The sequence below is a fragment of the Yersinia rochesterensis genome (genome assembly GCF_003600645.1).
In the GTDB taxonomy this organism is placed as follows: domain Bacteria; phylum Pseudomonadota; class Gammaproteobacteria; order Enterobacterales; family Enterobacteriaceae; genus Yersinia; species Yersinia rochesterensis.
On sequence record NZ_CP032482.1, the window covers coordinates 687,535 to 713,326 of the forward strand.

The window sequence follows — 25,792 nt, forward strand, 5'->3', positions numbered from 1 at the left end:
TCCTCTAGTAGGAAAGTTTTTATTTAAAAACCAATGGTTTTAAATTAAAACCATATAATTCTCTTTGTAATTTATATATAAACTCTAGCCATGGGCCTTTAGGGAATTTTGATTGAATAAGAATTTTATTTTTGTCTAAACGCATTTTAATAGCTGCATCTCCAGCCGCATGCATGCGCATCCATTCAAATAACTGTTGTGCGGCATCTTCAGGGGAGGCCGGATTGACTTTTATATGGTGATATTCGGAACCATAGAATTCAGTGAACGCGGTATATTCTGTCACAGCACAAGGGACACCAGCGATGGCTGCAAGCGCGGGTCCTAAACCGACACTTTCAACATTTTCTACATTTGGAGTAAATAAAACTGCACCCGATAGAACATGACATATTATGAGTAAATCTATTTCATCTAAAAACCATTTATTATTTTTATTCTTATAAGTTTGCAATGGGACTTCATCTAAAAAAATAATGTCATCATTAAGATGCAATACATCAACTTGTTCCTTTAGGAAATTTGCATATTCAGGATCTTCGTTAATACTTCCAAATATAAGTAGCTTAGGAGAGCATAAATTTTTTGATTTATAAATCTCAATGAGTGCGCCAAATAGATTAATTGATATCTCTATACCTTTGACTCTAAATACCCTTACAGGAACAATAATAACAGATGAACCTTTGGTTATGTTATGTTGATTTAAAAACTCACTATGAGTTTTATTGAAAGAATATTTATCTATAGAAGGTAATATATTGGGGATAATGTCTGCTGTCAGTTCCGTTGGATAGTTTCTACATTCATTCTCCAGTGCCTCAGATGCGACTATCCATTTAGTGTGGGAGTTATTCTGAGGTATTGGAGTCAAAATATTAGGGTTTTGGGGATATAATCGTTTGGTATTCTCATAAATAGCATAGCTACCAAAAATATCATGTTCCCAGAAAATGACACCGCCATGGCCTTTTTTTTCAAAATAATTTTTTGCAGCATTATGGATAGCCAAGTTAACCGGGACTGCATCAGAGAGTGTCATATTCAAACAAAAAACCCAGTCAACACTATTATCCTCAAGCCAATTAATAAAATAATCCTTATAGTATTCAGAAATTAAATTTATTTTCTTTTGAACATCAATTATCTCTGCTTCAGTTAAATGCTCATATTTAGCTACTTTTTTCCTTATATTGATTAAATCACTACCAAAGTCCTCATTACACATTGAGTATTGATAAAAAGAACTGAGTTTCATCCATGTTGGGTAGTGTGACTCAGCATTACCGTGAGGGAAAAAATTAACTTTATCTGGTCGCCATGAAAACCCAAGATCTGTGGGTATTTCATTCATTATCATATTATGCTTTATAGCTATTTCAGCCGCATTTCTAAAAATGGTTAATAAACCGCTTGTTGGCAGACCATCTCCGGATATAACTGCCCATTTCATTTTGTCCATTATCTTTTCCTAATATCAACTATCCAGTCGAATTGATTTTTCTGCTAAAATATTAATTAACGAAAATATTAATACACAAACAATCAGTATGGCGATAAAAGCTATTCTCAGTGATGTCAAATCTGCTAATAAGCCGATTAAAGGAGGCGTAATCAGTAAACCAACTCTTGACATCCAAGTGGCGAAAGTAATCCCACTTGTTGCATTTATATTAGGTAATTGTCCAATAAAAGATATTGTTAGCGGGAATATAACAGATATTCCTAATCCAATGAGAGAAAAACCAAGGATTGTAATGATTGTGGAATAAAAGCTTATTATTAAAATTATCCCAAGTATAGATAATATAAGTCCATATCTTAAAATGGTCATTTTACCAAATTTATTTGTAAAGTGATCGCCGAAAATACGACCAATCACTATACATATTTGGCAAGTAAGGTAAGGTAAACCAGAAATGACTGATGAAACATTATAAATTTCCTTCATATATATTGCACCCCAGATACTCGCGGTTTCCTCTATACTGCATGTAAATACCAGTATAATTAAGGCTATGATATAGAGTTGTATTTCTGATAGTCTTGTCCCTCTTGAGGTATTTTTACGAAGAGAAAACTTACTCTGTAAATATTCTGTTTTAAATAATAGAATATAAATAACTAACATTATTAAATTTAAAGTGAGTAATGTAAGGTTAAATTCCTCCATTGAAAACCCTAACCCAATGGCCGTTACTGCAATAAGTCCTCCCCAGATTGTACCAATACTGCCAGCACCATGAAGCCGATTAATCAAACTTTTCCCATAAGATTGTTGTATATTGAGAGCCTGTACATTGATACAAGTGTCTCCCCAAGAGTCAAAAACGCCGAATATAAAAAGTAATAATGTTATTTCATACCATGATGATGAAAATGCGACTGTTGATATGAAAATGATTAAAAATAGAAAAGTTACATTTGTTGCTAAATATAACCCAATGAAATTTATAAATTTCTTGGCGAATAATCCAAAAATTATTGATCCGGCTGGAATAGCTGAGATCATAATGCCAACCATATAATTACTGAGATTGAATTTTTCTTTTAAATCTGGAATCCATGGAACCAAGCTGGCATAAGTGACACCATGGATAAAAAAGAGTAACGATAATATGATACTTTGTTTTTTTTGCATTTTATATAGTCATTAAATTTATTTTGCATGAGGTTATAATTACAATATATAATTAAAATCAAATCCTAATATATTTCTATATCCTGTTTTTATTGATGGTTTCTTTAACTTTATAGGTGTTACCTGATGCCAAATAGTTGAGTTTTTATCTATGTGGAATAGCCCCTCACCCGGTTCTAATGTGTGTGATTTAATAACTTCATCTTTTTCTGTACAGTAAAGTTTGCTCGCCCCGCCTTCAATATTATATTTATCAATAACTAATGCGGATACAATATAGTCGCTACCATCCTGATGTAAACCTTCAGGTGAATTGGACACTGAGTGTATTGAGCTATCAATAATCAACGATACTTGATGACAAGTGACTTCAATTTTTTTTATTTCTCGCTTAGGTTCACATTCACACAGCATTTCTACAAAACTCTTAATCAGTATCTTTAATGTCGGAGATTCGGCTGCGGCCTGATCCATAGGAGGAAAGTGACGTATTAATTGCCTTAAATCTAACTGATGGTCAGCATGTTGAGTAAAGTTGATTAATGCGGGCAGGTCAATATTATTGATCACCCATTTATTATCGATATATTCAACAATGAATTGACAGATTCCTCTTTTTCTAAAGGCCTTATAGGCGTAAAAGATTTTTTTATCAGGTACCGATAAAGTAGATATCAGTGCCTGGATACCCTTGGGGGGCAACTTGTCATCAAGATAGCGTTGTGCCTCCTGAAGAATTACTTTTCTATTTCCAAAACATTTACTGATAAGAAATCTCAATTGAGATAATTTTATATCATTAGTGTCCCAATCTAGTTTTTCAAATGATAGTTCCTTTTGAATTGATTTTATATTCACACCAAAGTCATTTATATTAAATTGAATTATTTTATATTTAATTCCCATGATAAAAATATCCTGCCTTACTGGGTTGTTATTGATGAATGATATTAATTTAAATAAATAATACAAAATTATATATATTAATTAATTTGTTTTATAAGGGTGTGTTAAATTTTTTTATTTCTCTTTTTTTATATCTCAAAGATCTCTTTTCAGCAAGCTTTTATAAATGCGCATCGGTATGCATGTTTATCAAACTATGTTTTTTTGATGTTTTTTATCGGTGAATTTATAAAGACATATTTAATGATTAACGGTTATCAATAACGGATTTTATTTATTCATCTGCATATTTAATATCATCTTTAATTTCTGTAAATCATGTTAAAAAGATAAGTAATTATTTTATTTTCTCAATAATAATTTAAACCCCATTCATCAAAATGGAATTAATTCTAACTTTTGTCTTATGCTCTGTTAACGCAAAACTTATCCAAAATTGATAGTAATGTTGTGTGGGTTTAATCTGGTGCTGATTTGTCACTGAGGGGGATTTATAGAGGTTAAACTGGCAACGATTCACCACCCTTGAATTGGTGAATATCCAATCGGTGGAATTTTATTTTTCGCCATAATGTTGTACGGCCTATTCCCAATAAAACGGCCATTTCATTCAGTTGTCCTTGGCAGACTAATGCGGCGCGAATAATAGCCTGCCTTTCTAATTCTTGTAGTGATAATACTGGCTGAGGTTGCGGCATATCCGGCTCCAACAATAATTTTTCACCTAGCAGATGTTCTGGCAAGTCATTGAGATTGATACGGTTGTTGCGGCAGGCCATGGCGGCTCGCTCAACCACACTTTTCAGCTCCTGATCATTACCAGGCCATGGGTATTGGCACAATTGGCGAATCACATTTTCGTCTGGCTGATATTGGCAGTGAAAATGTTGCCCAAGACTTGCCAGCGTATGCTGAACCAGCAGTGGAATATCTTGCTGACGTTGGCGCAAAGGGGGGATATGGAGCTCGAAAGATTGCAAGGTATAGAACAGTTGGCGGCGAAAATGCCCTTGTTTCACTAGCAAAGGTAGATCAGCGCCAGTGGCCGCAATGATCCGCACATCAACCGGGATCACCCGATTGGAGTTTACCCGCATGACTATGCCGGTTTTGACCATTTGCAGCAGAGCCGACTGCATTTCTGGTGATAAGTATTCGACTTGCTCCAGATATAAAGTGCCGCCGTTGGCTAATTCAAATTTGCTGGGCTGCCCTGATTCGCCTTCACTGGCATCACAGCCAAGAAATTCTCGGGCCATAAGATTTTGTGGCAATGCCTGACAATTCAATACGATATATGGGCCAGCGGCTCGATTGCTGGCATTATGAATTGCCTGCCCCAATTGTTGCTTCCCGACACCTTCTTCCCCATGCAGTAAAATGGGATGTCGGCCTTTGGCAGCCTGTTTGCCATAACGAATCAAGCGGCGCATTTCTAGAGACGCGACGGGCATGTCATCAAAGGTATAACTGGCTCGGCCTAATTGGTTATGAATCATTTGCCGAAGTAATTCTTGCGGATGTAAAAGTGCAATAAAACCACAGCGATCGCCATCGGGAATGGGTTTGAGAGTCAATAAGGCAGAAATAAATTGCTGCTGATTTTCAAAGGTCACTTCCACATGGCTGAGAGGATTGCGGTGCAAAATAGCTTGGGTCAGCAAGGCGGGGAGGGTGAGTAAATCTGTGACGGGCTTGCCGAGGCTGCTGGTTTCATCGAGTTGCAAAATAGCGGCCGCACGGCGGTTAAGATACAACAGACACCCCCGTTGATCCCAAGCCATGACACCATCTTCAACCCCATCAAGCAGGGCATTGAGTTCATTCAGATGACGGTTAGTTTCTGCCAATAAGGTGTCGGCGTGGAGGTAATTGCCAATTTCTCGGGCAATTGCCAGTGTCAGCGGCAAGTCACTGGCGGCGTTATCAACCAGTAAACTTCCCAGAACAATCACAGCCCGTTGACGGCCACTATTGTCATACACCGGGGTGGCACAAAATTGCCACGGATGCAGCGCCTGCTTGAAATGTTGCTGGCCGCTGACCTGTATTGGATGTCCTTCAGCTATTGCCAGAGCGGGGGCATTGGTGCCGATTAATCCCTCAGCCCAATAACTACCACTATCAATGCCCAATTTTTGTAACTGACTGATGGTCTGTGGATGGCCGCATTGCCACAAGGTGCAGCCACTTTCATCAAGAATTAGCAGAACACAGTGGCGCGATTCCATGTATTCATAGGCATCTTCCAGTGCGGCTTGGCCTAACACCAGTAAGTCATTTTTTCGCTGACAAATTGACTGAAAAGTTGCTCCCACCGCACGGTGAGGAATCCGCCATTGCTGGGCTTGCATCAGTTTTTGGCAGCGTTGCCACGACCCTACTAGCGCCGGAGTCGCAAGCGGCTTAGTACTGCTCATTGAGGAAAAAACCGGAGAAAATTCTCTTCGATACCATCAGCCGATTTGGCAATGTCATTGATGCTAATACGTTTATTGGTTTTCACAGATTAATGCTTTCACCGAGTGAATTAGTCACTATTAACTCATTCTAACTGGCCTTGATAGATAGCCGCAATACGCGGAGTCACGTAATACGCAGTTCTCAAGTTATGTGAAATGACCCAATAAGCCCTATTTCCCCTCTTGAAAAGAATTTATCGTCACACCGCAGACAATGATTTAGTTTCTCAAAAGATATGGATTATCATAGCGTTCAACTTTACCCAAGAAAATTTCATGCTCGGTCGCATTGTTAGCCGGTTTTTATCATTAGTCGCTGTGTATCTGGCGATCACCGCATCATTTTCTGTTTTAGCTGCTCCGATCATGGTGACAGATGTTGCCAACCGGCGGTGACATTAGCTCAGACGGCTTGGTCAAACCTGACCTTGGGCGCAGGGGGTGAAAAAACCTGTTTGATCAGCGCTATTTCACTCGCTCCAATGATAATAACTCAGGTATGTATATCGGTGAGCCACGGACTTTCTTTGTCCAGGGGCTGTTGCTTTCTAATTTAGCTGCTTAGGATAAACCCTGTAAGAGAGTCATTTGCCGGGCTTATGTGTCCTCTTCTCGTTCCATTTTGCGCACTTTCCCTTAGTTATCTCTATATAATATAAATGATAATCATTACTTATATTCCCGTATTGATTTTATCAACACGGGGGCTTCATTGGGAGGAGTAATAGGCACTAAGATGGGAATAATAGAGTCAATCACAAACTCATTATTTTTTGATTGGAAAAGTTAGAATGATTAGCTTAAATAATTCGAGTTGCAGGAAGGCGGCAATAGCTCGAGTCCCCAAAAGTTTACACAGTTATTGATTGGTGGGAATGAAGCAGCTAACACACATGTAGTCTGAAGTATGACGGGATAGATGTTATCTATCACCAGATGCGTTAGAAGGCTATTTTTGTATATGCAATGAAAGAGTTTAATAACAAAATAAAAGAAAAATATAATACCGCAGTATTCAACCCATGCATTTACATGAGAATTAATCATTAAGCGCCACTTTCAGTCATTTTGTCAGGGTGAAGATTCAAATTTTGATAATTCATCTTTGGCAAACGCAACCTTATTCCGGCCATCTTTTTTAGCCCGGTAAAGTGCCTCATCTGCGGCTTTGAGTGAAGATGCTAAATCATAGGATTGCAACGGCGAAATCCCTGCACTTAAAGTGACGGTTGTAGACACTTTATGATTGAAAACATGTGGAATATCAAGCCCTAAAACTCTCTGTCTTACACGTTCAGCTAACTGTGTGGCATATTCTTCACTTACATGTGTCAGCAACACTAAAAACTCTTCGCCACCATAGCGCACCACGATATCGCGCGAACGGACAGCATCACGAATAGCGACCGCTACGCGCACCAATGCTTGGTCTCCCATAGTATGGCCATAGTTATCGTTATAAGCTTTAAAGTGGTCGATATCGAGTAGCAGCACGTAATGATTACCGGGAGACTGTGCGAGTAGTGTCTCAAGCTTATTTTCCAATCCCCGGCGATTATACAAACTGGTGAGCGGGTCTATCATGCTTAAATCGCTGAATTTTTCTCTTTCGTTATAAAGGTGTGCCACGAGTTTGCGGGTGAAATCATCACTGCGGCGCAGCATCAAATGATGTAAAGAAAAGCCAATCAGAGGCAACATGACGGTGAATATGATGCGGAAAATATTTTGAAAATCATCCAGAAAAATAACAGTAAGTGCAGGCGGGGCGGTATGTAGACAAAAGGCGAGAAAGTTATCGGACAGCGCAATAGTGCTGATAAAGAAAATGGTAAACAGGCTGAGCAATAAGTAGTTATTTTCATTAGTGCCCAGATATTCGTATTTAAGAATGATTTGCCAAGCCCAGAGCACACCCAGAGTAATTGAAAATAAATTCAATTTATCGGCATAATTATTCGAAATAAAAACCAAATACCCCACTGCACTGAGACTGATAAACGTGATCATAAGGATAGGTAATGTCACTGCCGGTGTTTCAGGGGCGGGTAATATCATACTAAAAATAGCTGACGACGCATTAAGAAATAGAAAAAGCAACAAAGAGAGCCGATGCTTACTTTTCAGAAGCTGATCGTAGGAATGGCTATTCATATTCAATTCACTCTGCATAATGCCGCGTTGTCAGTAGACAAATAAACAATATCCTCATGAAGCCCTTTTATTTAAGCATCACGATAAATAGTCATTTTAAGTAATTATTTTTGTTTGAAGCGTTTTTACATTGATTTGGGAATTTTCTTAATCAAAATTACCATTTTTGTTTCACCCTGTCATCATGATGTCGATCGACTAATCAATTTACTCCTCTAAATCTGATGTATAGATGGTGTCAATGGCATCGGATCAGTCCAATCAGGTGTTTTCTTGCAATAACTTCATGATGCAGATTGTGCCAGAGTGATATATGCTATTGGTTATCATTATCACTTGGGTGGGCGATATTATGACTACAGCCAGATTTGCAGTTTACCGTTCATGGGGGATAAGCGGTTTATTGAGTCGTGGGATGTCCAGTGGTTGGGGGATGTTACTGCCTTTTGCTTTGTTACCGGTGCTGGGGTGGGCTGATATCACTGTGGGCCAGTTGCGGGTTTTGATTATAGTTGCCATGCTGGCGACTGTGAGCATGCTGTATCACGCACGGTTACGGCATTTTCTATTATTGCCATCTTGTCTGGCGCTTTTGGCGGGTATAGTCGCAGTATTGATGCACAATTAATTTTACGTGGCGGTATTAGTACGCATTGAAAAAATATTGCTATAGGGAAGGGGAAGTTAGGTCGTGCTGAAATTAGAAATCATCGTGGTGCGAAGGGAGGGACTTGAACCCTCACGTCCGTAAGAACACTAACACCTGAAGCTAGCGCGTCTACCAATTCCGCCACCATCGCCCAAATGATTTCTTACTGCATATACCCGTTATACTTCAAACTGCATGTTTGTTGGCTACTTTTATTCACTCCAGTCACTGACTTATGTAAGTTCTTGGAGATTTACTCAGTTACCGCTTTTCTGCAACTCGAACTATTTAGGGTATGTCTTGAAAAGAGTAAAACTTAGGATTTATATCACCAGCTTGGTGCGAAGGGAGGGACTTGAACCCTCACGTCCGTAAGAACACTAACACCTGAAGCTAGCGCGTCTACCAATTCCGCCACCATCGCATGTGCTGTGCAATATAAATCTGTACTACGGAGGCGAATTCTAGAGATTTTCGCGTTCAGGTCAATACTTATTTCCCCTCATTTGGGTGTTTGCTGTAAAAAGCATCATATGTTGAGCAATTGATTTGATTACTGAAGTCTTTCTGATTTTATGTTTTGTCCCCAAAGTCATCTGATTTGGGCGGATAATGGGCGAATAGTTCGATTAGCCAGTCAATTAGCACCCTAACTCTTGGGGCCAAAAAACGGCCCGGAGGGTACATGATAAATAGCGGCATTACCGGCGGAGGTAAGTGGGAAAGCACTTCAATCAATTCGCCTTGTGCTAATTGATGCTGAATTCCCGCCGTTGGCGCTTGAATCAACCCCAAACCTGCAACTCCAGCCGCAATATAAGCATCTGCGCCACTGACACTCAAAATACTGGGCAAAACACGGTTTTCAACCTTCCCTTGATAAACAAACTCCAGCGGGTAATCGCGGTTATTTAACTGTGAGAAATAGCCCACGGCTTGATGACCCGCTAAGTCATCCAGTGACATTGGAATACCGTATTTTTCCAAATAAGCCGGGGACGCACAGGTAATTTGTGGTTGCTGACCAATATTACGTGCAGCTAATTGTTCATCGTGGGGCAACCAGGCGCGCAATACACAATCGACTCCTTCGCGTAGCAGGTCGATGGTGCTGTCATTTGCGCCAAGAATCAGTGTGATATGAGGATAGCGCTGATAGAAATCACTTAAAGCCGGGATGACCACATTGCGCGCCAGTGAGTGTGGCATATCAATGCGAACTTTCCCCTCCGGTTGCAACCGCTGGTGGCTGAACAGCGAGTTTGCCTCTTCAAATGCCGACAATAATTGCAGGCAACGGTGATAATACAGTGTGCCTTCGGCGGTGATATTCACTTGCCGGGTGGTGCGCACCAGTAAGCGAACTCCTAACCGCTGTTCTAACCGCTTTAGGGTGTGGCTGACCGTGGCTCGCGGCAATTGCAGTTTTTCTGCTGCGCGACTGAAACTGCCCAACTCAACAATCCGTACGAAAATCTGCATGGCTTGTATTTGGTCCATAACTGCGCTCGCCTATTGTTGGTGTTTTTTGAACAGTGATGAGTGATCTGCATTATTTATCTTTCCTCATGAAACAACCACACTTTCTTCCGACACCACTAATGGGGAGTATCGCAATGCAACAACGTCAATTAGGTTCAAATGGCCCGCTGGTTTCTGCTTTGGGCCTTGGCTGCATGGGAATGAGTGATTTTTACTCGACTAATCAGGATGTTAATGAGTCCATTGCTACTTTGCACCGGTCACTGGAGTTGGGCGTCACTCTGCTGGACACCGCTGACATGTATGGCCCCTTTACTAATGAAGAGCTGGTGGGTCGGGCGATTAAGGGCAAGCGAGATCAGGTCTTTTTAGCCACCAAGTTTGGCATTGTGCGCGACCCAACAGATCCAAGGGTTCGCGGTGTTAGCAGCCGCCCGGATTACATTCGCCAATCTGTTGAGGGTAGTCTCAAGCGCTTAGATGTTGATGTTATTGACCTTTATTATCAGCATCGGGGCGACCCGACGGTTCCCGTCGAGGATGTCGTTGGGACTTTGGCTGATTTGGTCACCGCGGGTAAGATTCGCTACATTGGCTTGAGTGAAGTCTCGGCAGCAACATTAGAAAAAGCCCATCAGGTACACCCGATTACTGCGGTGCAGAGTGAATACTCACTGTGGACACGAGATGTGGAAACTTCCGTCTTGGCGACCTGCGAAAAATTAGGGGTAGGATTTGTTGCCTATAGCCCATTAGGCCGTGGTTTTCTGACCGGTGCAATACGCAGCCCGAATGATTTAGCCGCTGATGATTTTCGCCGTAATAATCCACGTTTTCAAGGTGATAACTTTGCTCTGAATCTGGCATTGGCCGATACAGTAACAAAAATGGCGCAAGACAAGGGGGTTAAGCCGTCACAATTAGCATTAGCTTGGGTGTTGGCGCAGGGGAAATACATCGTGCCAATCCCTGGAACCAAGCGGCGCACTTATCTGGAGGAGAATTTGGGGTCATTGGATGTGGTGCTCAGTGAGCAAGAGTTGGCGGCTTTAGATGCAGTCTTCCCATTCCAAGCCGCAGCAGGGGAACGCTACGGCGCGGAAGGGATGGTTTATCTTAACGCTTAACATTACTGATTGATAATATTAACGTTTTTTCTTAGTATCGCGTGGCGGACGCCCGACAGTTGCCTGATAGACCTTAAAACGGCCATTCTGCGCCAGCACTTCATGGCTACCAAAGGCGGCATCCAGTAGAGCAGGGTACGGCAAGAAGGAGTTCGCCACGATACGCAATTTACCGCCCACATGCAGGTGCGCGGTAGCCCCGCGGATCAGCAACTCAGCCGCAGTCAGGCTAGTTTGAATCCCATCATGGAAAGGCGGGTTTGAAATAATCATCTCGAAGCGGCCTTTAATGTCAGAATAGACATTGCTGGCAATCACTTGTGCGTCGATATTATTTGCCGCCAATGTTGCCCGGCTGGATTCAATCGCGGCTGCGGATACATCACTCAGAGTCCATTTGATTTTTGGCATTTTTGGCGCTAACACCGAGGCCAACACGCCGGCACCACAACCCACATCCAGTATGTTGCCTTTAAACGACTCACTGAATGTAGATAGCAGCAGATGGCTGCCAGAATCCAGCGAATCACGGCTGAAGACCCCAGGTAAGGTTTTTACGATGACATCGCCAATCTGATAGCTTTCCCACCAAGCATCGGCATCAAATTCTGGCTGTTTATCCAAACGGCCATGGTAAAGACCACACCGGCGGGCGCTATCAATTTTGGTCAATTGTGCGAAATCTGACAGCATTTCTTCTGCACTGCGCACGCCGCTGCGGTTCTCACCCACCACAAAAATATCGGTGCCGACGGGCAGTAAAGACAGTAAATTCGCCAGTTGGAACTGGGCTTCCTGTTTGCTTTTTGGCCAGTAATACACCAGCGTATCGCAGGTTGCTACTGTTTCAGGGGTCGCCACAAGACCGAATTGAACATTCTCTTCCAGCGTATTGCTCAGTAATTGCCAGTGGTGATATTGATTGGTGTGAACCCGTATCCCGGCTGCATCAAATTGCGCTGGCAGCGCATCTTGTAAATCACCGGCAAACAACACGTGGCGGGCTATAAATTCATCACTATGGCGCAGTATCACTTCACTGGCTGGGGTTAATGCAGACATCAGTCTTTGGCTCCTTAAGAATATAATCGGCGATTATAGAGGTTTGTTGGCGCATGTTCGATGGGTTTGCTAGCATAGCGCTGAAATTCGGGTCGCTTTGACAGGAAAGGGCATGGCATCAAGACGAGACTTGCTGTTAAAACAGCTTGGAATTACGCAGTGGACATTGCGCCGCCCGGCCGTTTTACAGGGCGAAATCGCCATACGTTTACCCGACGATACCCGCCTGTTGATTGTAGCAGACCCGCTTCCTGATCAGGATGATCCGTTGTTGTGCGATGTGTTGCGCAGCCTCGGGCTGACTTCCGGTCAAGTTTATGCACTGACGCCGGAAAGGGTAGCGATGTTACCCGAAGAGACACAATGCAACAGTTGGCGATTGGGCATCAGTGAACCGCTTGCGGTCGCGGGTGTGCAGTTACACAGTCCGGCATTGACCGGACTTTATCAAGACGCGAGCGCTAAGCGCACACTTTGGCAGCAGATTTGTCATCATGAAGCAGATTTCTATCCTGACGCCAGCCGATCTGGCCACCGCGTACCAAATTGAGCAAGCCAGCCATGCTTTCCCGTGGACGGCGAAAACCTTAGCCAGCAATCAAGGCGAGCGCTACCTCAATTTCAAGCTGAATATTGGCGAGCAAATGGCGGGTTTTGCTATCACCCAAATTGTATTGGATGAGGCAACTTTATTTAACATTGCTATTGATCCGCAGTATCAGCGCCAAGGCTGTGGCCGTTTGCTGCTTGAGCATGTCATTGCGCAGTTGGAAACGCGTAATATTGTCACGCTTTGGCTTGAAGTCCGGGCTTCAAATACACGTGCAATAGCCTTGTATGAGAGCCTCGGGTTTAACGAGGTTTCCGTGCGCCGCAACTATTATCCCAGTGCGGATGGCCGTGAAGACGCGATTATGATGGCCTTACCGATGGGGTAGCGCCTTTTTGCCGATTTTCTGTCTTGAATAACGACTGTTTGTCTTGAAAAAATTGTCTATCCCGCATAAATCAGGGAAAATACCGCGCTATAACCACTTATACCCAAAAGTGATAGAAATCGCTGCTGATAACGCGGCTTTTCACGTAAAGGGGTATAGCGCCATAATCAATGCCTTGCTTTGCTTGGGCCGCGTATCAATAAGATGTGTGGCCCAGAGCAGGGCGGCCTAAAAGTAGAATTTCAAACTATGTCTCCAAGTGAATACGCACTGGAAGTTGCGAAAAGACGTACTTTCGCCATCATTTCCCACCCCGATGCCGGTAAAACCACCATTACCGAAAAAGTGTTGTTGTTCGGCAACGCCATTCAGACCGCCGGTACAGTAAAAGGCCGTGGCTCCAGCCATCATGCCAAATCTGACTGGATGGAAATGGAAAAGCAACGCGGTATTTCCATCACCACTTCTGTGATGCAGTTTCCTTATGGCGGCTGTTTGGTGAACTTGCTCGATACCCCAGGGCATGAAGACTTCTCCGAAGATACTTACCGTACTCTGACCGCCGTTGACTGCTGTTTGATGGTGATTGATGCGGCTAAAGGGGTCGAAGACCGGACCCGCAAGCTGATGGAAGTTACCCGCTTGCGCGATACGCCGATCCTGACTTTTATGAACAAATTGGACCGCGATATTCGCGACCCGATGGAAGTGCTGGATGAAGTGGAGCGCGAGCTGAGAATTGCTTGCTCGCCAATTACTTGGCCGATTGGTTGCGGTAAGTTGTTTAAAGGGGTTTACCACCTTTATAAAGATGAAACCTATCTGTACCAGACCGGTAAAGGCCACACCATCCAGGAAGTACGCATTGTTAAAGGGCTGAATAACCCGGATCTGGATATTGCCGTAGGTGAAGACTTGGCTAAACAGTTCCGCCAAGAGCTGGAGCTGGTTCAGGGGGCATCTCATGAGTTTGATCATGAAGCTTTCCTGTCGGGCGATTTAACCCCGGTATTCTTTGGTACAGCATTAGGTAACTTTGGTGTCGACCATATGTTGGATGGCTTGGTTGAGTGGGCACCAGCGCCAATGCCACGTAAAACTGACACTCGCGAAGTCGTGGCTGCTGAAGAGAAATTCACCGGTTTTGTCTTTAAAATTCAAGCCAATATGGATCCGAAACATCGCGACCGTGTGGCTTTCTTGCGCGTGGTTTCTGGCCGCTTTAACAAAGGCATGAAACTGCGCCAGGTGCGCACCAAGAAAGATGTGGTGATTTCAGATGCATTGACCTTTATGGCCGGTGACCGTTCCCACCTTGAAGAAGCCTATGCAGGAGATATTATCGGCCTGCATAACCACGGTACCATTCAGATTGGTGATACTTTCACTCAAGGTGAAGATATGAAGTTCACCGGTATTCCGAACTTTGCCCCTGAATTGTTCCGCCGTATTCGTCTGCGTGATCCATTGAAGCAGAAGCAGTTGCTCAAAGGATTGGTTCAGTTGTCAGAAGAGGGCGCGGTGCAAGTGTTCCGTCCCCTGACCAACAATGATCTGATTGTTGGCGCTGTTGGTGTGTTGCAGTTTGAAGTGGTTTCTTCACGGCTGAAAAGCGAATACAACGTGGAAGCGGTGTATGAATCCGTTAACGTATCAACCGCGCGTTGGGTTGAATGTGACGATGTGAAGAAATTTGAAGAGTTTAAACGTAAGAATGAGGTTAACCTGGCATTGGATGGTGGTGATAATTTGAGCTATATCGCGCCAACCATGGTTAATCTTAATATTACGCAAGAGCGCTATCCGGAAGTTCGTTTCCGTAAAACGCGCGAGCATTAATCAAGCCGCAAGCTGCATTCTATCGGGGTACTCCGTGCCCCGATTCATAAATTTTCCTCATTATTACCTCTCTAAGATAACTCCTACTTAATAGCAATATTCTGATTTTAGGGCGATTCCGACAGTAGTTCTCTTGGGATGCTCTATCTTTATAGGTACTGGCAGGACAGGCTTGTACTAAATTCGAGTCAGTTAACCTGCAATAATCGTAAAGTATTCATCAAATGTCCGCCCATATAAGGTGGCGTAAGAATCCGAAATCTGGGGGCGTTATTCCTGTTTTTGGATTCCAAACAAAAAGGAAGAAATCGATGACAAACACAAAATTTGCTCGTTCAATGATGGCTGTTGTTTTAGGTACCGCACTGATAAGTGGTAGCGTGTTCGCTGAAGAAACGATGCTTAATAAGGCTGACAACGTTGTGGACAGCGCCGGTGAGAAACTCGATAGCTCGATGAAGAAAGTCGATAATTACATGGGTGACAGCGCCGCAACAGCTAAAGTAAAAAGCGCATTGCTGGAAGAGAAAACCCTTAAAAGCACTGATATTTCAGTTGAAACCAACCATGGTGTGGTGACGCTGACTGGTTTTGTCACTTCTCAAGCTGAAGCTGAAACCGCAGTTGATATCGCCAAAAATGTTGAAGGCGTTAAATCTGTCAGTGACAAGTTACATGTGAAAGATCAGAAAACCCAATCAGTTAGCGAATATGCTGGTGATGCGGCAACCACCAGTTCAATTAAAGCCAAATTACTGGCAGATGACATCGTACCGTCACGTAAAGTTAAAGTAGAAACGACTGATGGCGTGGTGCAATTGTCCGGTAATGTTGAGAATAAAGCTCAGGCCGAACGTGCCGAAAGTATTGCTAAAGCCGTTGATGGCGTAAAAAGCGTTAAAAACGACCTCAGCATCAAGCCTTAATTATTACCTGGCTGATGAGTATTTCGTGGGGCAACAATATAGCCCGCGAAATACTCGTTAATAAGTCAGTTAGTCAGCCAAATAACTTATCCAATAAATCCAAATAATACGACTTCTGTCAAATACGCTACTGTTAAATAGACAGAAGAGTTAAAGAGTGATTTTTGAACGTGAGTTTACGAAGTCATTTTTTCAAACGGGAAGGAGAAGCTTATGTTTCGCTGGGGCATTATATTTCTGATTATTGCACTAATCGCGGCAGCATTAGGTTTTGGTGGGTTAGCCGGTACAGCAGCTTGGGCCGCAAAAGTTGTTTTTGTCGTCGGTATTATTCTATTTCTCATCAGCTTGTTTACAGGACGTAAACGCCTTTAGACCGGGGCGAGGGTTACAGTACAGGCAAGAAGAGGTATCCTCAACACCTGTTGTAACGGAATTAAGGATGGATGGTGGGATACAGAATACCTATCACGCTCGGCAATATAGAGCCACTCGCCTATAAACCATACCAACCCGGTAAAATGGCATTGGTTTGCGAGGGGGGCGGGCAGCGGGGAATTTTTACAGCCGGTGTGCTGGATGAATTCCAGCGCGCCCGCTTTAACCCTTTTGATCTGATGATTGGCACCTCCGCTGGCGCACAAAATCTCTCTGCTTTTATCTGCGGCCAACCTGGCTATGCGCGCCGTGTCATTACCCGTTACACCACCACTGCCAACTTCTTCAATCCACTGCGTTTTGTTCGTGGTGGGCACCTGATTGATCTCGATTGGCTGGTGGATATCACCTCCCAGCAATTGCCGCTGGCGATGGATCAAGCCGAACAGCATCTACGTGAGGGCCGCGAGTTTCTCATGTGCGCTTGCCGCAGTGATGATTTCGAACCTACCTATATATCCCCCACTCGAGAAAGTTGGTTGCCGGCAATTAAAGCCTCCAGTGCTATTCCGGGTTTATATCGTCAAGGGGTTGATTTAGATGGCGTTAGTTATCTGGATGGCGGTATTAGTGATGCTATCCCGGTCGAAGAAGCTTATCGCCGTGGGGCCGATACAATAGTGGTCATCCGCACTGTACCTTCGCAGGCTTATTATACGCCGCAATGGATGAAGCGGATGGAGCATTGGCTGAGTGAAAGTAGCTTGCAGCAATTGGTGCGAATTATGCAGCAGCATGAGCAGAGTTATCATCGTATTCAGCAATTTATTGAAAAACCGCCGGGTGACTTGCGCATTTTCGAAATTTTCCCGCCTAAGCCGCTGGCCAGTAATGCTTTAGGGAGCCGGATCCCTGCGTTGAATCGTGATTATCATTTAGGGCGTCGTTGTGGCCGTTATTTTCTGGCCACTGTCGGCCACTGGCTGCTGCCTCGGGATCAGTTGGCTCAGTCTGAGATCCACGGTGAGAAAGCTTCGATTTCTCTTTCTCGTCGTATTATTCAGCCGCAAGATATTAACCAACCAGATATGGCCGAGTTGATTGATAATGATGATTTTTCATTTGATGTCATTCAATCGCCGGATATTACCGCGCCAGCCGACGCCGCAAAAATCTCACATCATGCTCTTCCGCCACAGATGACAGTGGCAGACAGTGGGCTGATTATTCCGGCAGCGACACGAAGCAAAAAGAAGTCACTGCAAGCGGAGGTTATCTTGCCGCCGGATGATGTGGCGAGAACCAAAGGTGATAGCGCGTAATGGCATTGATTAGCGGGCAAGTGTCGAATGTCATCAATACACATTATTTTATCGATACATCCTATTTTATCGATACACACTGCCATTTTGATTTTCCGCCCTTCAGCGGCGCGGAAACGGTCAGCTTAATGAGTGCGGCAGCGGCGAATGTCCGGCAAATTATTGTGCCCGCCGTCAGTGCGAATTATTTCCCACGTATTCTCGAGTTGGCGGCTAACTATCCGCCATTATTTGCCGCGCTGGGTCTGCATCCATTATATATTGCGCAGCATCAGGAAGCTGATTTAGCCACTCTGGCCACAGCGCTGGCGGATAAAACAGAAAAACTGGTGGCGGTGGGGGAGATTGGCCTGGATCTCTATATGGATGAGCCGCAGTTACCACGCCAATTGGCATTTTTAAACGCCCAGTTGAAGCTTGCCAAGCAGCATGGTCTCCCGGTTATTTTGCATTCACGCCGTTCGCATGATCAACTGGCCTCAGCATTGCGTAAAGCTGCGGTACCACGCACGGGGGTGATACACGGTTTTGCGGGCAGTTTAGCGCAGGCACAAGCATTCATTCGCTTGGGTTATTACATTGGTGTGGGCGGAACCATCACTTATGAACGGGCGCAGAAAACGCGAAATGTCATGGCTGAATTACCGCTGTCTACATTATTACTGGAAACGGACGCGCCGGATATGCCTCTCGCCGGTTTTCAGGGCCAACCTAATCGGCCAGAGCAAGCAGCTAATGTGTTCGCTGCATTGTGCCAGCTACGGCAAGAAGAACCAGAAGAGATTTCTGCTCACCTTTTGCACAATAGTCAGCGCTTATTTCAATTGCCGCCAGCCGATAAATCCGCACGCTAATTTTGGATTTCACTGAATAAATCGCACTAATAGTTAGCGAGCTACACTTTGCTTGCTACTTTAATGTGATTCCTGTCACGATAATTACCTTACGGTTACTTTTAGTTGTGTTTATTTGTGACCGAGATTGTTTGAACGCCAGATCATACCGGTATAATCCATCCCACATTATTTTAATACAAATCATTAACAGGATTATCAGCATGCTCATGAGTTTGGTCGGAATGGCAGTACTGATATTAATAGCTGTAATTCTTTCAAGTAATTTTAGGGCGATTAATATCCGCACTGTAGTTGGGGCGTTTATTCTCCAGGTGGCTATCGGTGCGCTGGTGTTATATGTACCGCTAGGGCGTCGTATCTTGGGCGGGATGTCCGAAGGTGTCGCGAATGTTATTGCTTATGGCAATGAAGGGATTTCATTTATGTTTGGCGGTTTGGTTTCCGACAAAATGTTTGAAGTCTTTGGCGGCGGCGGTTTTGTATTTGCCCTGCGAGTATTGCCCGTTATTGTCTTCTTCTCTTCATTAATTGCCGTTTTATATTATCTCGGCGTGATGCAATTGGTGATTAAAGTATTAGGTGGTGGGCTACAAAAACTGCTAGGGACTTCGCGTACTGAATCTCTTTCTGCAACGGCCAATATTTTTGTTGGACAAACAGAAGCTCCGTTGGTTGTGCGCCCCTATATTGCGACCATGACGCAATCTGAATTGTTCGCAATCATGTGTGGCGGTTTAGCTTCAGTCGCCGGTTCGGTATTAGCCGGTTATGCGCAAATGGGCGTGCCGCTGGAATATCTGATTGCTGCCTCCTTTATGGCCGCACCCGGTGGGCTGCTATTCGCAAAATTAATGGTGCCAGAAACTGAAACAACCCGCGATAATGTGGATGCGGCCACCTTAATTGCTGAAGATGACCGGCCGGCTAACGTCATTGATGCTGCGGCATCGGGCGCGGCTTCCGGTCTGCAACTGGCACTGAATGTTGGGGCGATGTTACTGGCCTTTATTGCCTTGATTGCATTGCTAAACGGCATTCTCGGTGGGATTGGCGGCTGGTTTGATTATCCACAACTCTCTATGGAGCTTATCCTCGGCTGGGTGTTCTCTCCTATTGCCTATCTGATCGGCATTCCCTGGAGCGAGGCGATGGTGGCTGGTTCCTTTATCGGCCAGAAGATTATTGTGAACGAATTCGTGGCATTCATGAATTTCGGTCAGTATCTACAAGCCGAAGAGTTGGTGCGCGCGGCTGGTTTACAGGTACTTTCTGACCATTCGAAGGCCATTATCTCCTTTGCATTGTGTGGTTTTGCCAACTTGTCTTCTGTCGCCATTTTGTTGGGTGGATTAGGCAGTATGGCACCGAACCGCCGCCATGATATCGCGCGTTTTGGACTGAAAGCGGTGGCCGCAGGGACTCTGTCTAATTTGATGAGTGCCACTATTGCCGGTTTCTTCCTGGCCCTGTAATTTTGCCACAGGGCCGTCTTGATAAGATGGCCCATAATCCTGCGTATTTCTGCCCATAAGCTATCCTTGATGCAAGTGGGCATTTACTGGCATAAAGCCATAAATCAGGTTATTTTGTGATTCCAATCACATATAATCTCGTTTCGTTACAAGTTACTATTGATTAGTGTGAATTCGAACACATCTCATGTGCTGATAACGTGTTCAAATAGAGCGACAAGTTAGTGCGGTGAGATGGATCTCAATTGCCACCCATACGGGGCTATCTTCAAGGAACCAAGTCCGCTCGCCAACGTATTGAGCCAGAGCTATACCCTAAATAATTTGAGTTGCAGGAAGGCGGCAACTGAGCGAATCCCCAAGAGCTTACACCAGTAAGTGACTGGGGTGAACGACGGCAGCCAACGCACATGCAGCTTGAAGTATGACGGGTATATACGGCTCATAAATAAATGCTCAGCTTTGGCAAGGTGCCGGGGCTGAAATAGTGTTGGAGAGTTTTATGACCGATTTAACCGCCTGTGCGAATCTCAACGGCTATGCCAAACGCGCACTGAGTTTGATGGATTTAACCACCCTGAATGATGACGATACCGACGATAAGGTTATTGCTCTGTGTCATCAGGCTAAAAGTCCTGCCGGTAATACCGCGGCAATTTGTATTTATCCTCGCTTTATTCCTATTGCGCGTAAAACATTACGTGAACAGGGAACACCTGAAATCCGCATTGCCACGGTCACCAATTTCCCTCACGGCAATGATGATATAGCCATCGCTCTGGCTGAAACCCAGGCGGCGATCGCCTACGGTGCTGATGAAGTGGATGTGGTTTTCCCTTACCGCGCCTTAATGGCGGGTAATGATAAAGTCGGTTTTGAACTGGTGAAACAGTGCAAAGATGCTTGTGCAGCGGCCAATGTGCTGCTGAAAGTTATCATTGAAACCGGTGAGTTAAAGCAAGAACATTTGATTCGCCAGGCTTCCGAGATTGCTATCAAAGCCGGGGCAGATTTCATTAAAACCTCCACGGGTAAAGTGCCGGTAAATGCCACGCTGGAAAGTGCCAGTATCATGATGCGCACCATCCGTGACTTGGGCGTGGCGAAAACCGTGGGCTTTAAACCGGCGGGTGGCGTGCGTACTGCGCAAGACGCGGCGGAATTCCTACAGCTGGCTGATCAATTAATGGGTGAAGGTTGGGCTGATGCGCGCCATTTCCGTTTTGGCGCATCCAGTCTGCTAGGTAGCTTATTGACGACGTTAGGTCATCAGAGCAACAGCAAAACCACCGGCTACTAATCATTATCTCAGTCATTGAACTGAGCAGATGCACTGCGGGCTATGTTGTCTGCTGTGCTGCTTTTATTTCATAAGCAGGGGGATACCTTGTTTCTCGCACAAGAAATTATCCGTAAAAAACGCGACGGCCAGACACTGAGCGAAGAAGAAATTCGTTTCTTTATCAATGGCATTCGCGATAACGTGGTTTCCGAAGGGCAAATTGCTGCTCTGGCGATGACTATTTATTTCCATGATATGAGCATGCCCGAACGTGTGGCGCTCACCATGGCAATGCGCGATTCGGGCACAGTTCTGAACTGGAAAAGTTTAAATCTTAACGGCCCGATTGTGGACAAGCACTCCACCGGCGGCGTGGGTGATGTGACTTCCTTGATGCTCGGCCCAATGGTGGCGGCTTGCGGCGGCTATGTACCAATGATTTCGGGCCGTGGTTTGGGCCACACCGGCGGGACTTTGGACAAACTGGAAGCTATCCCCGGTTTTGATATTTTCCCCGATGACAGTGCATTCCGCAAAATTATTCAGGATGTCGGCGTCGCCATCATTGGCCAAACCAGTTCACTGGCACCGGCAGATAAACGTTTTTATGCAACGCGCGATATCACCGCCACGGTGGATTCCATTCCGCTGATTACCGCCTCTATTCTGGCTAAAAAGCTGGCTGAAGGGCTGGATGCGCTGGTAATGGATGTCAAAGTGGGGTCGGGTGCATTTATGCCGACTTATCAGCTATCTGAGGATTTAGCCAAGGCCATTGTCGGTGTCGCGAATGGGGCGGGTTGTAAAACTACCGCGCTGCTGACCGACATGAATCAGGTTTTGGCTTCCAGCGCCGGTAATGCGGTTGAAGTGCGTGAAGCGGTGCGCTTCCTGACGGGTGAATATCGCAATCCGCGTCTGCTGGAAGTGACCATGGCGCTGTGTGTCGAGATGCTGTTGTCCGGTGGTTTGGCGCAAGATGATGCTGATGCCCGTGCTAAGTTGCAAACTGTATTGGATAACGGCAAAGCGGCGGAAATCTTTGGCCGCATGGTCGCGGCGCAAAAAGGCCCGAGCGACTTTGTCGAGCGTTATGACAGTTATTTACCCGCCGCGATGTTAAGCAAACCGGTATTTACCGAACAGTCAGGAATCATCACTGCCATGGATACCCGAGCATTAGGTATGGCCGTGGTTTCTCTCGGCGGTGGTCGCCGCCGGGCAACTGACCCGATTGATTACAGTGTGGGCCTTACCGATATGGCCCGTTTGGGCGCTACTGTTGATGGCCAGCAGCCATTAGCCGTGATTCACGCCAATAATGAAGATGACTGGCAGCAGGCGGCTGATGCGGTGCGGGCAGCAATCACTCTGGGCGACAAAAAGCCAGAAGAAACCCCGGTAATTTATCGCCGTATCACTGAATAAACACCCTATTTAAAGGTGCCGCACAGCGTGTGAACCTATGCAGGAGAAAATGATGAAACGTACATTTATTATGGTATTAGACTCATTTGGTATTGGCGCGAGTGCTGATGCTAAGAAATTTGGCGACGAAGGAGCCGATACACTGGGCCACATCGCCGAGGCCTGCGCCCGTGGCGAAGCTGATGTCGGCCGTAGCGGCCCATTGAAGCTGCCGAACTTGAGCCGCTTAGGGTTAGGTAAAGCCGCCGAAGAATCTACCGGTAAATTCCCGGTAGGGCTGGATAAAAATGCAGACATCATTGGCGCTTATGGGTATGCCAGCGAATTATCTTCTGGCAAAGATACTCCATCGGGCCACTGGGAAATTGCCGGTGTCCCCGTCTTGTTCGATTGGGGTTATTTCAGTGATGTGGAGAATAGCTTCCCACCAGAATTACTGGAAAAACTGGTTAAACGCGCCAATTTGCCGGGCTATTTGGGTAACTGTCACTCTTCTGGCACCGTGATTCTTGATCAACTGGGCGAAGAGCATATGAAAACCGGGAAACCGATTTTCTATACCTCTGCGGACTCAGTGTTCCAGATTGCTTGCCATGAAGAGACTTTTGGCCTCGATCGCCTGTATGAACTGTGCGAAATCGCCCGCGAAGAGCTGACTGAAGGCGGCTACAATATTGGCCGTGTGATTGCGCGCCCATTCATTGGCGATAAGCCCGGTAACTTCCAGCGTACCGGTAACCGCCATGATCTGGCTGTTGAACCGCCAGCGCCAACTGTGTTGAAAAAACTGGTAGAAGAAAAGAGCGGCGAAGTGGTTTCTATCGGTAAAATTGCCGATATCTACGCCCACGTCGGGATCACGCAGAAAGTGAAAGCTACTGGTCTGGATGCTCTGTTTGATGCCACCATCGAAGAGATGAAAAAAGCCGGTGACAACACCATAGTTTTCACTAACTTTGTTGATTTTGACTCTTCTTATGGTCACCGTCGCGATGTTGCGGGTTATGCCGCCGCGTTGGAATTGTTTGACCGCCGTCTGCCAGAGTTGATGGCGCTGGTAAAAGAAGATGACATTTTGATCCTGACTGCTGACCATGGTTGTGACCCAACTTGGCCGGGCACCGACCATACTCGTGAGCATATTCCGGTCTTGGTTTACGGCCCGAAAGTGAAACCTGGCTCATTGGGGCATCGTGAGACATTTGCTGATATCGGGCAGACGGTTGCCAAGTATTTCGATCTTTCCCCAATGGATTACGGGAAGAATATGCTTTGATTGCCGATGGATAGTTCGGTAATATAAATTTTAATTATATGATTTTTAAGGAAAATAATTATGGCAACGCCACATATTAATGCTGAAATGGGTGATTTTGCTGACGTTGTACTGATGCCAGGGGACCCGCTGCGTGCGAAATTCATCGCCGAAACTTTCCTGCAAGATGTACGCGAAGTGAACAATGTGCGTGGCATGTTGGGTTTCACTGGCACCTATAAAGGGCGCAAAATTTCAGTCATGGGTCACGGCATGGGTATCCCATCTTGCTCCATTTACACAAAAGAATTGATCACTGATTTTGGCGTGAAGAAAATCATCCGTGTGGGTTCCTGTGGTGCGGTTCGTGCTGACGTTAAACTGCGCGATGTGGTTATTGGCATGGGCGCTTGTACTGATTCCAAAGTAAACCGCCTGCGTTTTAAAGACCACGATTATGCGGCGATTGCTGATTTCGACATGACTCGCAATGCTGTTGATGCGGCAAAAGCGAAAGGTCTGAATGTCCGTGTGGGCAACATCTTCTCTGCGGATCTGTTCTATACACCAGACCCACAAATGTTTGATGTGATGGAGAAATACGGCATTCTGGGTGTGGAGATGGAAGCGGCTGGTATCTATGGTGTTGCTGCTGAATTCGGCGCGAAAGCCCTGACTATCTGCACCGTGTCTGACCATATCCGCACCGGTGAGCAAACCACTGCCGCTGAGCGCCAGACCACGTTCAATGACATGATTGAGATTGCATTGGAATCTGTTTTGCTGGGCGACAAAGAGTAATTTATTACTGAGTTTTTCTCTTCAGCGGCAGAACTCTCTGCCGCTGAATCTATTTATCATCCGGTTTCTTATCTGACTCCGCCGTTTCATCCTCACTTTCATCTTCTTTCACTGGCGTATTGGCGGTCAGTAGATAGGGCGATTGCTGCCAGCGGCTACGGCGACCTTGCAGCAAGGTGCGAGCCAGAATAATGCCGACAGCCAACGCCACCAGTATCATCAGCCGCAGTAAATTGGTGGTATTATCCACTTGCTTGGATTCTGTGGCGAGCACGTGGGTGTCGAGCGTCATGCGCAGAAACCCGGTTGGCCCACTCTTCCCAGGAATTAATTCCACAATCTGGTGATTGAAATAACTGCCAGGGCGCTTACCATCCAAAGCCAGTCTGTCACGAATTTTGACATTCTCTCCCGCGCTGGCAACCAAAGTACCGTCAATCTGATATACACTGGCATCTAATATGCGGCTTGACTGAGTCAATTGTTGCAGAATTTCATCGACTTTCTGGCTATCAATATCATCATCACTGGTATCCATCAGCGGCGACAGGCTGAAAGTGACTTGTTTTGCCAACGTTTTTGCCAGCTCTTCAACCTGCTCCGAGCGGGCGAGTTGATGACTGAGGCTGAAATAGGATGCACCTTGCATAAGCAAAACCAATAATGCCAGGCAAATCAACACAATGGCGGTGCGGTGCAATCGGAATTTTAATTTAGCCTTAGCCATGCAGGTTCCTTGCCGTATTTGATGACTTTATGTTGCCAGAAGCAAGGGCGATAGGATAGCTTGATGCGTCCTTTTGTCTTGCCT

Annotated in this window: 22 protein-coding genes and 2 tRNA genes; 14 read left to right on the top strand and 10 right to left on the bottom strand. The window is 45.2% G+C overall.

Annotation, left to right across the window (positions count from 1 at the left end):
- Window positions 1–19 precede the first annotated feature (19 nt).
- From DXZ79_RS03245 to DXZ79_RS03270, 5 genes are all read right to left on the bottom strand, one after another.
- Window positions 20–1,462 (bottom strand): glycosyltransferase family protein, encoded by a 1,443-nt coding sequence (locus DXZ79_RS03245; protein WP_120011106.1) that lies wholly within the window; start codon window positions 1,460–1,462, stop codon window positions 20–22.
- Between the two features lie 15 nt (window positions 1,463–1,477).
- On the bottom strand, window positions 1,478–2,641 hold the full coding sequence (locus DXZ79_RS03250; protein ID WP_038636543.1) for an MFS transporter: 1,164 nt from the start codon (window positions 2,639–2,641) through the stop codon (window positions 1,478–1,480).
- A gap of 39 nt (window positions 2,642–2,680) precedes the next feature.
- A complete protein-coding gene (locus DXZ79_RS03255; RefSeq protein ID WP_038636541.1) occupies window positions 2,681–3,547 on the bottom strand; it encodes a 2OG-Fe dioxygenase family protein in 867 nt (288 codons plus the stop codon).
- Window positions 3,548–4,047: 500 nt separating this feature from the next.
- The gene (gene dhaR / locus DXZ79_RS03260; RefSeq protein ID WP_038636538.1) at window positions 4,048–5,967 is read right to left on the bottom strand and encodes a dihydroxyacetone kinase operon transcriptional regulator DhaR; all 1,920 of its coding nucleotides are present in this window, start codon (window positions 5,965–5,967) and stop codon (window positions 4,048–4,050) included.
- A gap of 1,113 nt (window positions 5,968–7,080) precedes the next feature.
- Entirely contained in the window at window positions 7,081–8,181 is a 1,101-nt protein-coding gene (locus DXZ79_RS03270) for a GGDEF domain-containing protein (protein ID WP_120011107.1), read from the bottom strand.
- 334 nt (window positions 8,182–8,515) lie between these two features.
- On the opposite strand from DXZ79_RS03270, the gene DXZ79_RS03275 reads away from it, so the two are divergent.
- Window positions 8,516–8,791: a DUF1435 domain-containing protein gene (locus tag DXZ79_RS03275; protein ID WP_038639840.1), complete on the top strand. Its 276-nt coding sequence runs from the start codon at window positions 8,516–8,518 to the stop codon at window positions 8,789–8,791.
- A gap of 85 nt (window positions 8,792–8,876) precedes the next feature.
- Here the strand turns inward: DXZ79_RS03275 and DXZ79_RS03280 are convergent.
- The 3 genes from DXZ79_RS03280 to DXZ79_RS03300 form a co-directional block, all read right to left on the bottom strand.
- A tRNA-Leu gene (locus DXZ79_RS03280) sits at window positions 8,877–8,963 on the bottom strand.
- A gap of 186 nt (window positions 8,964–9,149) precedes the next feature.
- A tRNA-Leu gene (locus DXZ79_RS03295) sits at window positions 9,150–9,236 on the bottom strand.
- Window positions 9,237–9,385: 149 nt separating this feature from the next.
- Window positions 9,386–10,312: a LysR family transcriptional regulator gene (locus tag DXZ79_RS03300; protein ID WP_050291575.1), complete on the bottom strand. Its 927-nt coding sequence runs from the start codon at window positions 10,310–10,312 to the stop codon at window positions 9,386–9,388.
- 116 nt (window positions 10,313–10,428) lie between these two features.
- On the opposite strand from DXZ79_RS03300, the gene DXZ79_RS03305 reads away from it, so the two are divergent.
- Window positions 10,429–11,421: an aldo/keto reductase gene (locus DXZ79_RS03305; RefSeq protein WP_038636529.1), complete on the top strand. Its 993-nt coding sequence runs from the start codon at window positions 10,429–10,431 to the stop codon at window positions 11,419–11,421.
- A gap of 18 nt (window positions 11,422–11,439) precedes the next feature.
- Here DXZ79_RS03305 and rsmC read toward each other — a convergent pair whose 3' ends face one another.
- The gene (gene rsmC, locus DXZ79_RS03310; protein ID WP_038636526.1) at window positions 11,440–12,483 is read right to left on the bottom strand and encodes a 16S rRNA (guanine(1207)-N(2))-methyltransferase RsmC; all 1,044 of its coding nucleotides are present in this window, start codon (window positions 12,481–12,483) and stop codon (window positions 11,440–11,442) included.
- Between the two features lie 112 nt (window positions 12,484–12,595).
- Between rsmC and DXZ79_RS03315 the strand changes: the two genes are divergently transcribed.
- From DXZ79_RS03315 to deoD, 12 genes are all read left to right on the top strand, one after another.
- Complete coding sequence (locus DXZ79_RS03315) at window positions 12,596–13,033, top strand: DNA polymerase III subunit psi (protein ID WP_038636522.1); 438 nt, start codon at window positions 12,596–12,598, stop codon at window positions 13,031–13,033.
- Complete coding sequence (gene rimI, locus DXZ79_RS03320; protein ID WP_050291577.1) at window positions 12,978–13,421, top strand: ribosomal protein S18-alanine N-acetyltransferase; 444 nt, start codon at window positions 12,978–12,980, stop codon at window positions 13,419–13,421. Before DXZ79_RS03315 ends, rimI begins: the two co-directional genes overlap by 56 nt.
- A gap of 249 nt (window positions 13,422–13,670) precedes the next feature.
- Window positions 13,671–15,260 (top strand): peptide chain release factor 3, encoded by a 1,590-nt coding sequence (gene prfC / locus DXZ79_RS03325; RefSeq protein WP_038639837.1) that lies wholly within the window; start codon window positions 13,671–13,673, stop codon window positions 15,258–15,260.
- Window positions 15,261–15,571: 311 nt separating this feature from the next.
- A complete protein-coding gene (osmY, locus tag DXZ79_RS03330) occupies window positions 15,572–16,186 on the top strand; it encodes a molecular chaperone OsmY (RefSeq protein WP_038636516.1) in 615 nt (204 codons plus the stop codon).
- 213 nt (window positions 16,187–16,399) lie between these two features.
- Complete coding sequence (locus tag DXZ79_RS03335; protein WP_011191683.1) at window positions 16,400–16,561, top strand: DUF1328 domain-containing protein; 162 nt, start codon at window positions 16,400–16,402, stop codon at window positions 16,559–16,561.
- A gap of 71 nt (window positions 16,562–16,632) precedes the next feature.
- On the top strand, window positions 16,633–17,886 hold the full coding sequence (locus DXZ79_RS03340) for a patatin-like phospholipase family protein (protein ID WP_038636513.1): 1,254 nt from the start codon (window positions 16,633–16,635) through the stop codon (window positions 17,884–17,886).
- Window positions 17,886–18,740 (top strand): TatD family hydrolase, encoded by an 855-nt coding sequence (locus tag DXZ79_RS03345; RefSeq protein WP_120011109.1) that lies wholly within the window; start codon window positions 17,886–17,888, stop codon window positions 18,738–18,740. Before DXZ79_RS03340 ends, DXZ79_RS03345 begins: the two co-directional genes overlap by 1 nt.
- Before the next feature lie 203 nt (window positions 18,741–18,943).
- Window positions 18,944–20,215 (top strand): NupC/NupG family nucleoside CNT transporter, encoded by a 1,272-nt coding sequence (locus DXZ79_RS03350; RefSeq protein WP_072089064.1) that lies wholly within the window; start codon window positions 18,944–18,946, stop codon window positions 20,213–20,215.
- 502 nt (window positions 20,216–20,717) lie between these two features.
- The gene (deoC, locus tag DXZ79_RS03355; protein WP_038636507.1) at window positions 20,718–21,515 is read left to right on the top strand and encodes a deoxyribose-phosphate aldolase; all 798 of its coding nucleotides are present in this window, start codon (window positions 20,718–20,720) and stop codon (window positions 21,513–21,515) included.
- 87 nt (window positions 21,516–21,602) lie between these two features.
- On the top strand, window positions 21,603–22,925 hold the full coding sequence (gene deoA / locus DXZ79_RS03360) for a thymidine phosphorylase (RefSeq protein ID WP_050291623.1): 1,323 nt from the start codon (window positions 21,603–21,605) through the stop codon (window positions 22,923–22,925).
- A gap of 52 nt (window positions 22,926–22,977) precedes the next feature.
- Entirely contained in the window at window positions 22,978–24,201 is a 1,224-nt protein-coding gene (gene deoB / locus DXZ79_RS03365) for a phosphopentomutase (protein ID WP_038636504.1), read from the top strand.
- Window positions 24,202–24,261: 60 nt separating this feature from the next.
- A complete protein-coding gene (deoD, locus tag DXZ79_RS03370; protein ID WP_038636501.1) occupies window positions 24,262–24,981 on the top strand; it encodes a purine-nucleoside phosphorylase in 720 nt (239 codons plus the stop codon).
- A gap of 49 nt (window positions 24,982–25,030) precedes the next feature.
- Here the strand turns inward: deoD and DXZ79_RS03375 are convergent, their stop codons facing one another.
- Entirely contained in the window at window positions 25,031–25,708 is a 678-nt protein-coding gene (locus tag DXZ79_RS03375; protein WP_038636498.1) for a YtjB family periplasmic protein, read from the bottom strand.
- Window positions 25,709–25,792 lie beyond the last annotated feature (84 nt).

What these genes read in the sequence shown, in the direction of transcription:
- DXZ79_RS03245 (WP_120011106.1), bottom strand. Translation starts at nt 1,462, where the DNA reads ATGGACAAAATGAAATGGGCAGTTATATCCGGAGATGGTCTGCCAACA.
- DXZ79_RS03250 (WP_038636543.1), bottom strand. Translation starts at nt 2,641, where the DNA reads ATGCAAAAAAAACAAAGTATCATATTATCGTTACTCTTTTTTATCCAT.
- DXZ79_RS03255 (WP_038636541.1), bottom strand. Translation starts at nt 3,547, where the DNA reads ATGGGAATTAAATATAAAATAATTCAATTTAATATAAATGACTTTGGT.
- dhaR (WP_038636538.1), bottom strand. Translation starts at nt 5,967, where the DNA reads ATGAGCAGTACTAAGCCGCTTGCGACTCCGGCGCTAGTAGGGTCGTGG.
- DXZ79_RS03270 (WP_120011107.1), bottom strand. Translation starts at nt 8,181, where the DNA reads ATGCAGAGTGAATTGAATATGAATAGCCATTCCTACGATCAGCTTCTG.
- DXZ79_RS03275 (WP_038639840.1), top strand. Translation starts at nt 8,516, where the DNA reads ATGACTACAGCCAGATTTGCAGTTTACCGTTCATGGGGGATAAGCGGT.
- DXZ79_RS03300 (WP_050291575.1), bottom strand. Translation starts at nt 10,312, where the DNA reads ATGGACCAAATACAAGCCATGCAGATTTTCGTACGGATTGTTGAGTTG.
- DXZ79_RS03305 (WP_038636529.1), top strand. Translation starts at nt 10,429, where the DNA reads ATGCAACAACGTCAATTAGGTTCAAATGGCCCGCTGGTTTCTGCTTTG.
- rsmC (WP_038636526.1), bottom strand. Translation starts at nt 12,483, where the DNA reads ATGTCTGCATTAACCCCAGCCAGTGAAGTGATACTGCGCCATAGTGAT.
- DXZ79_RS03315 (WP_038636522.1), top strand. Translation starts at nt 12,596, where the DNA reads ATGGCATCAAGACGAGACTTGCTGTTAAAACAGCTTGGAATTACGCAG.
- rimI (WP_050291577.1), top strand. Translation starts at nt 12,978, where the DNA reads ATGAAGCAGATTTCTATCCTGACGCCAGCCGATCTGGCCACCGCGTAC.
- prfC (WP_038639837.1), top strand. Translation starts at nt 13,671, where the DNA reads ATGTCTCCAAGTGAATACGCACTGGAAGTTGCGAAAAGACGTACTTTC.
- osmY (WP_038636516.1), top strand. Translation starts at nt 15,572, where the DNA reads ATGACAAACACAAAATTTGCTCGTTCAATGATGGCTGTTGTTTTAGGT.
- DXZ79_RS03335 (WP_011191683.1), top strand. Translation starts at nt 16,400, where the DNA reads ATGTTTCGCTGGGGCATTATATTTCTGATTATTGCACTAATCGCGGCA.
- DXZ79_RS03340 (WP_038636513.1), top strand. Translation starts at nt 16,633, where the DNA reads ATGGTGGGATACAGAATACCTATCACGCTCGGCAATATAGAGCCACTC.
- DXZ79_RS03345 (WP_120011109.1), top strand. Translation starts at nt 17,886, where the DNA reads ATGGCATTGATTAGCGGGCAAGTGTCGAATGTCATCAATACACATTAT.
- DXZ79_RS03350 (WP_072089064.1), top strand. Translation starts at nt 18,944, where the DNA reads ATGCTCATGAGTTTGGTCGGAATGGCAGTACTGATATTAATAGCTGTA.
- deoC (WP_038636507.1), top strand. Translation starts at nt 20,718, where the DNA reads ATGACCGATTTAACCGCCTGTGCGAATCTCAACGGCTATGCCAAACGC.
- deoB (WP_038636504.1), top strand. Translation starts at nt 22,978, where the DNA reads ATGAAACGTACATTTATTATGGTATTAGACTCATTTGGTATTGGCGCG.
- deoD (WP_038636501.1), top strand. Translation starts at nt 24,262, where the DNA reads ATGGCAACGCCACATATTAATGCTGAAATGGGTGATTTTGCTGACGTT.
- DXZ79_RS03375 (WP_038636498.1), bottom strand. Translation starts at nt 25,708, where the DNA reads ATGGCTAAGGCTAAATTAAAATTCCGATTGCACCGCACCGCCATTGTG.